Annotated in this window: 10 protein-coding genes; 6 read left to right on the forward strand and 4 right to left on the reverse strand. The window is 40.1% G+C overall.

Annotated features, from left to right (window positions below; genetic code table 11):
• Positions 1-86: 86 nt before the first annotated feature.
• The 3 genes from V5M37_RS13240 to V5M37_RS13250 are packed head-to-tail and all read left to right on the forward strand — an operon-like array spanning position 87 to position 3180.
• Positions 87-2378: an AAA family ATPase gene (locus tag V5M37_RS13240; protein ID WP_423802336.1), complete on the forward strand. Its 2292-nt coding sequence runs from the start codon at positions 87-89 to the stop codon at positions 2376-2378.
• A gap of 28 nt (positions 2379-2406) precedes the next feature.
• Positions 2407-2838, forward strand: coding sequence for an acyl-CoA thioesterase (locus V5M37_RS13245; RefSeq protein WP_423802337.1), 432 nt, complete (start codon positions 2407-2409; stop codon positions 2836-2838).
• Between the two features lie 24 nt (positions 2839-2862).
• Positions 2863-3180 (forward strand): hypothetical protein, encoded by a 318-nt coding sequence (locus V5M37_RS13250; protein ID WP_423802338.1) that lies wholly within the window; start codon positions 2863-2865, stop codon positions 3178-3180.
• Positions 3181-3267: 87 nt separating this feature from the next.
• Here the strand turns inward: V5M37_RS13250 and V5M37_RS13255 are convergent, their stop codons facing one another.
• The 4 genes from V5M37_RS13255 to plsY all read right to left on the reverse strand — a co-directional run bounded on the left by V5M37_RS13255 (position 3268) and on the right by plsY (position 6632).
• Positions 3268-4029: a CPBP family intramembrane glutamic endopeptidase gene (locus tag V5M37_RS13255; protein WP_423802339.1), complete on the reverse strand. Its 762-nt coding sequence runs from the start codon at positions 4027-4029 to the stop codon at positions 3268-3270.
• A gap of 44 nt (positions 4030-4073) precedes the next feature.
• The gene (locus tag V5M37_RS13260) at positions 4074-5225 is read right to left on the reverse strand and encodes a CapA family protein (protein ID WP_423802340.1); all 1152 of its coding nucleotides are present in this window, start codon (positions 5223-5225) and stop codon (positions 4074-4076) included.
• Between the two features lie 516 nt (positions 5226-5741).
• Positions 5742-5912: a hypothetical protein gene (locus V5M37_RS13265; protein WP_423802341.1), complete on the reverse strand. Its 171-nt coding sequence runs from the start codon at positions 5910-5912 to the stop codon at positions 5742-5744.
• A gap of 120 nt (positions 5913-6032) precedes the next feature.
• Positions 6033-6632 carry a glycerol-3-phosphate 1-O-acyltransferase PlsY gene (gene plsY / locus V5M37_RS13270; protein ID WP_213140086.1) on the reverse strand — a complete coding sequence of 200 codons (600 nt, stop codon included), beginning with the start codon at positions 6630-6632 and terminating at the stop codon, positions 6033-6035.
• A 163-nt stretch (positions 6633-6795) separates the two neighbouring features.
• Here plsY and V5M37_RS13275 point away from each other — a divergent pair, with 163 nt between their 5' ends.
• The 3 genes from V5M37_RS13275 (at position 6796) to V5M37_RS13285 (ending at position 10959) form a co-directional block, all read left to right on the forward strand.
• Complete coding sequence (locus V5M37_RS13275) at positions 6796-8535, forward strand: glycosyl hydrolase family 18 protein (protein ID WP_423802342.1); 1740 nt, start codon at positions 6796-6798, stop codon at positions 8533-8535.
• Positions 8536-9532: 997 nt separating this feature from the next.
• Positions 9533-10372, forward strand: coding sequence for a sensor histidine kinase (locus tag V5M37_RS13280; RefSeq protein ID WP_423802343.1), 840 nt, complete (start codon positions 9533-9535; stop codon positions 10370-10372).
• A 167-nt stretch (positions 10373-10539) separates the two neighbouring features.
• Complete coding sequence (locus V5M37_RS13285) at positions 10540-10959, forward strand: CoA-binding protein (RefSeq protein ID WP_423802344.1); 420 nt, start codon at positions 10540-10542, stop codon at positions 10957-10959.
• Positions 10960-11009 lie beyond the last annotated feature (50 nt).

The following is an 11009-nucleotide window of genomic DNA, read 5'->3' on the forward strand; positions in this document are numbered from 1 at the left end:
ACGGTCCTTTTTTGATTCGCAAATTTTATGTTATCAAGCCCGTTATGTTAAGATAGAAGGGAATTTCTTATGAAGAGTTGATCCTATTGAAACATGAAATGAACCAATTAAAGATTTGGAAAATGGAACTTCAGCAGTACGGAACTATTAAGGATGAAGGGCCAATTATTGCTGCTTTGGAAAAAGAAAGAAATCCTTTAATCTTATCGGACCTATTGACCACAGCGGCATTATCAAGACTTGGACGTAATAACCAAGACAGCATAGCCGTCCCATTGCTTAAAAAAGCTCTCCAGTTGGATCCTGATAATAAAAAGGCAACGGAATATCTTTTTCAAGCTGACTGGAAAAAAATGAAGGATATCACCGCTCCACTCATATTTCCACCAATAAGGGAGACCGATAACCGAACTGCAAAGAAGAAAATTGCAGAGGAATACATAGAAATATGTAAAAGCTTTTTAGCCAAAGCAGAGGATGCACTGCACGATCTTGAATCAAAGTCTGGAACTTCATCACGGATGGATCAGACTGAACCTTATCATCAGCTATATGTATTATTATCCTCGGCAATTGGAGAAACCGCCCAATTATTAAAGGCTGCCGAAGAATATGATCAATCGATTACTGGTGTTTTCCATACCTCCGTCTACTATGAGGATTTAAAAAGTCATTTAGCCAACCTCGAAAAAATTAAAGTAAAATGGCAGGAGCTATTTGTTGAAAGTAATCCTGAAAGCCAGTCTGAAAAAAAGGCGTTGGATCAGCTGAATGATATGGTTGGTATGGCCACGGTTAAAAAAAGAGTAAATGATTTTTATCAAGTGTTAAAATACCAAAAACAGCGCAAAGAGCTTGGCTTTAATATAAAGGATGAATTCAGCCTAAATATGATTTTAACCGGGAATCCGGGTACTGGAAAAACAACGGTCGCTCGGCTGCTTGCCAAAATCTATCATGAACTGGGCGTCCTCCCTCAGGAAAAAGTGGTTGAGACCAACCGCTCGCAGCTTGTGGGCTCCTTTGTCGGCCAAACTGAAGAAAACGTCCGAGCTGCAGTGGAAAGGGCAAAAGACGGCGTATTATTTATTGACGAAGCCTATAGTCTGAAGCGGGAAGGCCAAAGTGGAAATGATTATGGACAAGCAGCCATCGACACTTTGGTTGCCTTGATGACAAGTGAGGAGTACGGCGGGAAATTTGCGGTAATATTAGCAGGATATACCGAAGAAATGCGCAGCTTTTTAGAGGCTAATATGGGACTTCGCAGCCGTTTCCCGCAATCTAATATGATTCATTTACCAAATTATTCAAATGAAGAGTTGATCCAAATCGCCGAAATGGCGGCTGCTGATAATGACTATTTGCTAACAGAGGAAGCAAAGGTGGAAATCAAACATCGTCTTGATCTCGAGCGGGTGGACGAATCATTCGGAAATGCTAGAGCAGCTCGTAATATCGTGTTGGATGCCATTTTTAAAAAAGGATCAGAAAACAAGAGCGAAGATGAAATTTTGAAATTTATCCTTTTAACAAAGGAAGATTTTCTTTTAGATCAGCCCGAAGGTAAAGAGTCCCCGCAGGATCAGCTTGATGCCTTGATAGGTCTTGGGCCATTAAAAGAAGAAATTCGTTCATTAGTTTCATTTGTAAAAATGCAGCAATACCGTCGTAACAATGGTCTCCCAACCGTACCCATTCAACTGCATTCCGTATTTACCGGCAATCCGGGAACAGGAAAAACTACTGTAGCTGAAATCTATGCCGAATTGCTAAAGGAATGCGGTTTTTTAAAAAGAGGTCACTTAATTATCACGAGCAGAGCGGATTTTGTGGCAGGATATGTAGGGCAAACGGCCGGTAAGTCCAAGAAGAAAATTAGGGAGGCTCTTGGCGGTGTCCTGTTCATTGATGAAGCCTATGCCCTCCTTGGGTCTACAGCAGGAGACTTTGGAAAAGAAGTAATCGATACGCTTGTTGATGAAATGACCAAGCATAATGATAATCTGGTTGTCATTTTAGCGGGTTATCCTGTTGAAATGAATGAATTATTGGAAAGCAACCCGGGGCTCCGTTCAAGGTTTAAAAAGTTTTTCTTTTTCCCTGATTATTCACCTGAGGAACTGCTGGAGATTATCGTTTCTTATGCTGGAAGTTATCAATATAAACTTACAGAAAAAGCTAAAGGTATGCTTATACAGTCTATTGCGAAGGAAGCTTTCAAAGGAAACGGACGGATGGCAGCAAACCTGGTGGATGAAATGATTCAGGCCCAGGCCAAAAGATTAGTCAATATAGAACACAGCGAAAATCTATTGGAAAAAGCACAGCTACTTGAAGCGGAGGATGCAGAGGCGGCGCTGAAAAAAATCATGTAAAAGATACGATAAAGGGGACGAGAAAGAAATGGAGAACTATTTTATTTCTAAAAGGGAAATACATCTGTACTATGCGGACACAGATATGATGGGCGTAATTTATCACGCCAATTATCTGAAGTTCTTTGAATTGGGACGGACAGCGTTAATTGAAGACCTTGGCTATAACTATTTATCGATGGAGGAAGCCGGTTACTATGCGCCGGTTTATGATATTCAAATCACCTACAAAAAACCATTACGGTACGGCGATCAAGCATTCGTAAAAACCTGGGTCGCCCATAACGATGGAATTAAGACAATCTACGGCTATACAATAATAAATGGAAATGAGGAAGTATGCGCTGAAGGTACTTCGACCCACATTATTGTGAAAAAAGAAAATTTCCGGCCGACATCATTTAAAAAAGCATTTCCGGAATGGCACTTGAAATACGAGGAAATAAAGAAACGGGACTAATCACAGACCCAGGAGGTAATCAGGTTGGCGTTTGGCATTAAAAAACGGGACATTAATGAATGGAAAAGAAAAATCGATTCTGGGGAAATCGCCTTTCTTACTCATTATTGGCTTGACGACCGCTTCCCCGGCTATAAAACTGTCACAAAGGTTGGCTGCGAGGATTTGGATAGGCTGGCTGCCTGGGGCCAAAGATATGGGTTAAAGAAGGAATGGATCCATCACCGCAAGGATGGCTATTCTCATTTTGATTTAATCGGCCCTAGGCAAAAGGGAATTTTAATTCAAGAGGGACAGTTAGAACATATTTGGGAACATAAAGAAAAAGGCTCACTTGAATAATAAGTGAGCTTTTTTTTGCTAATAAGTATAAATTCAACTACTCCTCTATCTTCGTCCTAAGGGACTCGCCAATCGGCGAGTTTTCATTTATATAGGAAGCACCATCAACCCGCTGATCAGCAGGAGAGCGATTATCGATGCATGAATGAAGATGGAAGGATAGATACTTTTTGTTTTTACCGTAATAATAGCAAAAAGGAATCCGATTAAAATAAACAGGATGGTTAATGTGAAGGTTTGGCTAAATAATGAAGTGTTGAAGCCAAAGGCGATGCTTGTCATGATGCCCCCTATTTTATTGCCTGCAGTGAGTCTAAAATGGGGAAGGAGAAGCCCTCTCCACAACACTTCCTGCAATACAGCATAGGTAATAGAGAACAATAGAATATATAAAAAGGACTGCCCATTGACGGGCATTTTGTTCATAAATAAAAGGGTGGGAAAGCTTAATAAAATAATGATAGAAAGAATTATATAAAAAATTTGTGCGGATGAAGAAATAGACGGCCCCCCAAAGTAGATGGACATTTTTCGCCTAAATTTAATTAAAACATAGTGAATCATGAAGATTGGGATTAGCAATAAAAGTTGATTAAACATCACAAAAGAAAAGGCAGACAATCGAAAACGTTCAAGGAATTGACTAGCGTAACCGACCAACAGATTTCCAAGAAAAAACGTGATCAGGACCCACGTGAAAACTCTGCTTTCTTCCTTCAAAAAGGCAATGAACAGTAGCAATACAATCATGCAAGCAAAAAATGGAGTAAATATGCCTCTTGTGTAAAGAAAAGTCATGATCATAAATATAAAGCCTAAAATGATGCCAATGACATTTTTTTGCAGCACCATAAATCCCCCCATACCCTTTTACTCAAACAAAAGGCCCCGACCTATCGGAGCCATTGTACCATATGCTGCTGGATTTCTTGATATTTTTGCTCAGCTTTCGAAAGACCAAACGTCCCGGCTGTCTCAAGCGGCACCACACGATAATCTCGATTCGGATTCCTCGTTACAAATGTAGGATAAAATTTAGGATTTGAAAGTACAAGTGTACTTCCTTGTTCCGTCGTCTGCTTGGTAACCTCAACTTCGGCCATTCCGCCAATATCTTTATAATCACCGTATTGGGCGGAAATGAAATTGCCTAAAGAATAAACTACAAAGGTTTTTCTGCCGTCTGGATTATTAATCCACTCCATCGGCTGAAGAACATGCGGGTGGGAGCCGAAGATGATATCAGCCCCTTCTCCTGCCAAAAAGCGGGCCAGATCTTTTTGGTCGGTGGTTGGGATTCGCTGGTATTCATTACCCCAATGAATACTTACAACTACCACATCTGCATTGTCTTTGGCACGATGAATTTCTTCTTGCATATGATCACGGTTAATCAGGTTGACTAGATAGTCTTTTCCACTTGGTACAGGAATTCCGTTGGTTCCGTATGTATAGGAGAGAAATGCCAGCTTAATCCCGTTTTTCTCAATAATTCTTAATGTTTCCCTATCCTTTTCATCGACAAAGCTGCCGACATAGGGGAGACCAATCGCATTTAGATAAGCCGCTTCCGACTGAATCCCGCGTTCACCCTTGTCCAATGAATGATTGTTTGCATTGGAGACGATATCAACACCGTTCATTGCTAATGCATCGGCAACCGAGTGTGGACTATTAAAGGTCGGATAACTGGAAAGTCCAAGTTCTGTGCCGCCAAGAACGCTTTCTTGATTGGCAGTAAGCACATCAGGTTTTTCTAAAAGCGCTTTCACATTTTCAAACATTGGGTCGAAATTATAGCTCGCCCCGTTAAAGGCATCCTGATATACAGGGCTGTGAATTAGAATATCCCCGATGGCACCAACCGTTATTTTCTGTGTCAACGAATGCTGGAGGTTTTCCATGGGCCGGGACTTGTGAATTGTTGTTGCGTAAACTTTTGCGGTATGATTAGATTGGCTTTGTTGTTTAATCATGAGGACAGTGGCAAGGAGAGAACAGCCAATAATAATCAACAAGGACGGAATAATGGATTTTTTCATCATATTCTTCTCCTATTATTATTTTGGTTTAATTGTTCTGTGTATCTTTTTATTCTTTGATAATACTATAAATTATTATCTGGCAAATTAAAACATATTTTGACAACATTTTTTTTAATGAGGATGTGATTAAATTGTTTAAAGTAACGGAAGCGGCGTACCGAGTATTAATTAAAACCGTTAATAACGAGAAGAAAACGGTGGATGAGGAACTTTATCTGCGTTTAAGTATGGGAATTGGCTGAGGGGGGCCAAAGTTAAATCTGTCTCTGGAGGAGCGGAAAATTAAAGGAGACCTCACCTTTGAGTTTGAGGATCTGATTATAATCATTCATGAAAAGGATTTTGTGTATTTTGATCATACAAAGCTAGATTATGTTGAAGATGTAATGGGCAATAAAAAATTTCAATTGTTAAAGGTATAAATGAAAACTCGCCGATAGGACGGTTCATGAGGCGTAGTTGAATTTATGCGTTAGGAAAAAAAGGCGGGGCCCTAAAACGGGCTCCGCTTCTTATTTAATCTTCCATTTCCTCAAAGAACTCGATTAATTCTTCAAAATTTCTTGTGACCTTGACGGGAGAACCTTCACTCGTTTCCCTAGATAAAAATTCAATTATAAACTCGTTTACGTCATTACTATCGGAAACAACACTATTGTAAATATAGTCCTGGGCAGTTTTTTTCATCTTGTTTCCCTCCAGTCAGTAAGCTATCTTCCTATTTTTATTTTACTTTATAAAATTAATTACTGAATGGAAGGAATATGAAATTTATATGAAAATTTAAAAGGAACCAATGAGGTTCCTTTACAGCCACTTTATTTTCGGTTCTGTCTTATTCACGATTCTACGAATATTAGCACGGTGCCGGTAAATGACGAATGATGCCAACAGGGTGATTACGATAAGTAAAGGAATGTCCCATTTTTGTACGAACCCCATGGTAATGACATATATAATACCGATAATTCCAGCGATCATTGATGATAAAGAAACATATTTGCTAATGTAAAGACTTATAAAGAAAGCTGCTACCAGAGTCACGAACAAGATTGGGGCACTGAACAAAATGACGCCGCCAGATGTAGCAACCGCTTTACCACCCCGGAACCCCGCAAAGATGGGGTATGTATGTCCAATAACAGCCAGTACTCCTGGAATCAGTGGGTTCATATCAACATGAATCAGATAGGGCAGTGCTGCTGCTAGGGTCCCTTTTAAAATGTCAGCAATGGTAACGGCTAATCCCGCTTTCACTCCAAGTGTTCGAAATGTATTGGTTCCCCCTAAATTGCCACTTCCATGCTGGCGAATATCGGTTTTATAAAAAACTTTCCCGACAATTAAGCCAGAGGGTATGGAGCCGAGCAGGTAAGCAAGGATTAGAACAACGATAATTTGAATCATTAACTATTTCTCCTCCAAAAAAAGAATCCAGTTCTTCTATTTTACCATGTTATTTTGAAAAAACACTATCTCTTAAATAGTTTATGAGTCAAAACTCCTATAAAAATGTCTTTCCATTTCAAATGTCATACCGTACGATAGTATCTGGGGAGGAACAATATTTATGGCTCGAATAGAATATCAAAAAAGTAAGCCAATTTCACCAAAATGGCTGCTGGGAGGATTGGCAGGAAGCATTTTCCTGATTATTTCCTCGATTTTTTTATTTTTTTATCCTTTTGCATCAGAAGAGAAAAAGGTCTATTTTAATGGAAGCAGCCCTATTTTATTTAAAGGGGAACAGCAAGGCAATGCTTTAATTGAAGGGAACAATATCTATGTTCCATTCCATTTTTTAAAAGAAAGTATGGACCACTCCATTACCTACGATGAAAAATCGAAATCCGTCATTATTACTACTAAAGATAAAGTCGTGCAAATGCCGACCGATTCGTTAACGTATTTTGTCAACGAAAAGCCTGTTTCTTTACAGCTTTCGCCTATCAAATCGATGGAAGGCGATATCTATCTGGCTCTTGACTCCATTCTTGCTTTTTACCCAATTCAGTATCATAGGCTTCCACAAACCGGTGCCATTTGGATTCAGCAAGACGGGGAAACATATCAAACTGGAAGAATTATAGATAAAGATATCAACGAGGAAAAGCTCAGGCTTCGGACAAAAGCTTCGTGGCAATCCCCTTATACTGCAGAAGTGAACCAAAAGGAAGCTGTTTCAATCGAGGGAGAAAAGGAAGATTTTTATCTTGTCAGGAAGGCTGACGGTATCGGCGGCTATATCAAAAAAGAGTATGTTAAAAAAGAGGAATCCGTGAAAATTTCGATTGTCCGTGAAAGTAAATCATTTCAACTGCCGAAAATAACCGGGCCAATCCATTTGACATGGGAAGCCGTTTATACAAAGAATCCAAATGCCGCCGCGATTCCTGAAATGGCTGGAATCAATGTGGTTTCTCCAACTTGGTTCTCATTGGCGGGAGAAGATGGTTCCATCAAAAACCTAGCATCATTGGAATACAGCATGTGGGCTCAGGCGAAGGGAATCCATGTGTGGGGATTGTTTTCTAATTCCTTTGACCCGGTATTGACAAACAAAGCTTTCAAGGATTTTGAAACCCGACAGAAGATCATTCGGCAGTTGCTTTATTTTAGCCAAATGTATCAGCTGCAGGGTATCAATTTTGATATCGAAAATGTGAATCCTGAGGACGGGCCACTGGTTACACAATTAATAAGGGAGGCAGCCCCATATTTGCATGAAGCGGGATTAACTGTATCGATGGATATTACATTTTCTGCCGGTGAGAATAACAATTGGTCCTCTTTCTATGAAAGGCCAAAGCTTGCTGACATTGCGGATTATTTAATGATCATGGCTTATGATGAACATACCGCAGCTACCGGCCCTGGCAGTGTGGCCAGTCTTCCATGGGTTGAGCGCAATTTGCAAAACCTGCTGACGGAGGTGCCGAAGGAGAAACTTATATTAGGGGTTCCATTGTACGCCCGGCTATGGAAAGAACAAATGAAAGCTGATGGTACGAAAGAGGTCTTTGCTCAGGCGCTTTCTATGGAGAAGGTGAAGGCATGGCTGACCGAACGAGGATTGCAGCCTTCCTATGATGAGGAAAGCGGGCAAAATTATGCGGAATACTATGATGAAACAGAGAAGGCCAATTATAAAATTTGGATTGAAGATGAAATGTCTTTAAAGAAGCGGGCTGAGATGGCAGTGAAATATCAATTAGCCGGTGTCGGAAGCTGGTCAAGACTTTTCGCTGACCAAACGGCATGGACTGCTCTTAACACCCTTTCAGAAAAAAATATCACCAAAAACGAATAACCGGCAAGTGCCGGTTCAGGCTGTCGAAAAACCATCGATAGCCTTTTATTTATCCACGTACTTTAACAATTAACAGCGTTAATTCGTTATAATAATATTATTTCAAAGCTTTTCAACAAGTCTGTTGATTGGCGCTCCAGGCACTTCGCTTTCCGCGGGCGGTACGGGGAGCCTCCTCGGCGCTTAAGCGCCTGTGGGGTCTCCCCTGCCCCGTACTCCCGCAGGAGTCTTCGTGCCTTCCGCGCCAATCAACAGGTGTTTCAATAAAAGCCCTTCAACTTCAATAAAATAAGTGGTGTTTTATGTTTAGCCAAAAGAGTTTAGCCAAAATGAAAATGAATTTGTTTCTATTGATGAATTTGTTCCAGATGTGAAAAAAGTTCATCCTTTTTATATCAAGGACAATGGACCCTCATCTAATCCCACATTCACTTTTAAATGATGTTAAATGGGTATTTTTTTGGTATTTGTTCCGAAAGTCAACTAGAACGAGAAAAAAACGAACATTGCCTTACCGTTGGATTTTAGGCTTATAAGTTCCATAGGATGGAAAATGTGTGTTGCAATACTTAGGTTGATTTGCCTCCCTGTTGATTGGAGCGGAGGGCACTCGACTCCTGCGGGATATAGAGGTCACTGGAGACCCCGGAGGCGCCAAAGCGCCGAGGAGGCTCCAGGACCTCCCCGCGGAAAGCGAGTGCCCGAAGCGAAAATCAACAGGCCCTTTAGCAGGGATAATAATACCCTTTATCGACAATCTGAACCGGTAAGTGCCGGTTTTTTGTTTTTTTATCCAATAAAATAGGGAGATTTAAAGGCAATTTCTTTACAGAAATATGGAGAATTTTCAAACCATTTGTTAATTCGTTGGAAGGTATGTATCTGTTTTTCTATAATTTAGCTAAAATAAATATAGAAACATAAAGAATAACCGGCCAATATTAATCCACTTGGTCGGTTTTATATATCTACTATGTTCACTAAGGGGTGAAAAAACATGAGGAATGAAAAGGAAAATACAAACTATCAAGAGCTGGCTGAACAATATGAAGCAATCAACAAAATGTTAGAAAACCGGTTACAAGAGGAAATCGCCAAGAATAAGGAAAAAGATCTTATTTTAATCCAGCAGGCAAAAATGGCAGCGATGGGCGAAATGATTGCTGGCATTGGCAGTCAATGGCGCCAGCCTGTAAACAGTTTATTAATGTTAATCCAAGATATCAGAGCTGCCTTGGAATATGGTGAAATAAACGGTCAATACGTCGATCGATTTACAAGAGAAAGCATGATTCAGCTTGAAAGTATGTCAAGGACATTTAATGATTTTCGGAAATTCTATAAGCCTAATCTTGAGAAAAATCTGTTCTCTGTCAGTGAAGCCATTGAGGATGCGTTGTCAATCTTTTCAATTTGTCTCAAAAACCACGGGATTCAAGTGGACTTTATGTACAGGGGAGAGCAAATGGCTTACGGGTACCCAAATGATTTCAGTCAAATTGTCCTAAGTCTTTTAATGAACGCTAGGGACTCTTTTGTGGAGAAGGACATAAAGAACCGAAAAATTATCATAAAAATTTGCGAATCAGATAAGTATATTACGGCAGAATTTAAAGATAACGCAGGGGGGATTGAACCTTTCTTGCTAGCTAAGGTATTTGACCCTTATTTCACATCGAGAAGACATGGAACTGGACTTGGCCTTTATATGGCTAAAACCATGCTAGAAAATATGAGCGGCAATATTTCTATTGAAAATAATGGTGAGGGGGTCAGTGTTTGCATTTCGGTCCCTAAGGTTACTTCCGCTGTCAGACCTGAACTGAACCCGATTTAAGTTGGCTTCCGATTCGTTGGAAGCTTTTCATTTTTAGCTAATAAAAAGTATAAGTGCAACTACGCCTCATGAACCGCCCTTAGGGGCTCGCCAATCGGCGAGTTTTCTTTATAATTATAGTAAATTAAGATACAATAAGAAAAACAAAGTTTGTAGGAGTGAAGGTAATGGCAGTAGAATATCCAAGCCTTGAAGAAATGGGTGCTATATTAAAAAAAGCGAAAAGGATTGCTGTGGTAGGTTTAAGCGATAAACATGACAGGACTTCTTATCAAGTGTCCGAGGTCATGCAAAAGGCGGGATACGAGATCATCCCCGTAAACCCGACGATCGATGAGGTGCTAGGTGTAAAGGCTGTAAAATCGTTAAAGGATATTGAGGGCCATGTAGATATTGTCAATGTTTTCCGCCGCTCCGAGCAATTATTCGATGTGGCAAAGGAATTTGTTGAAATCGATGCCGACGTATTTTGGGCTCAGCAAGGACTCGAGAATGAAGAAGCCTATCAATTTTTAAAGGAAAAGGGCTACACCGTCATTATGGACCGCTGCATTAAGGTTATCCATGCTTTAACAAGATCAAGATAACATGAAAAAAAGCTGCTAACGATACTGGCAGCTTTTTATTTTTTCTGTCC

It is taken from the genome of Neobacillus sp. SAB-20_R2A (assembly GCF_049568635.1).
In the GTDB taxonomy this organism is placed as follows: Bacteria; Bacillota; Bacilli; order Bacillales; family Cytobacillaceae; genus Neobacillus; species Neobacillus citreus.

Coding starts and splice junctions, on each gene's coding strand:
- V5M37_RS13245 (WP_423802337.1), top strand. CDS start 2,407: ATGGAGAACTATTTTATTTCTAAAAGGGAAATACATCTGTACTATGCG.
- V5M37_RS13260 (WP_423802340.1), bottom strand. CDS start 5,225: ATGATGAAAAAATCCATTATTCCGTCCTTGTTGATTATTATTGGCTGT.
- V5M37_RS13265 (WP_423802341.1), bottom strand. CDS start 5,912: ATGAAAAAAACTGCCCAGGACTATATTTACAATAGTGTTGTTTCCGAT.
- plsY (WP_213140086.1), bottom strand. CDS start 6,632: ATGATTCAAATTATCGTTGTTCTAATCCTTGCTTACCTGCTCGGCTCC.
- V5M37_RS13275 (WP_423802342.1), top strand. CDS start 6,796: ATGGCTCGAATAGAATATCAAAAAAGTAAGCCAATTTCACCAAAATGG.
- V5M37_RS13280 (WP_423802343.1), top strand. CDS start 9,533: ATGAGGAATGAAAAGGAAAATACAAACTATCAAGAGCTGGCTGAACAA.
- V5M37_RS13285 (WP_423802344.1), top strand. CDS start 10,540: ATGGCAGTAGAATATCCAAGCCTTGAAGAAATGGGTGCTATATTAAAA.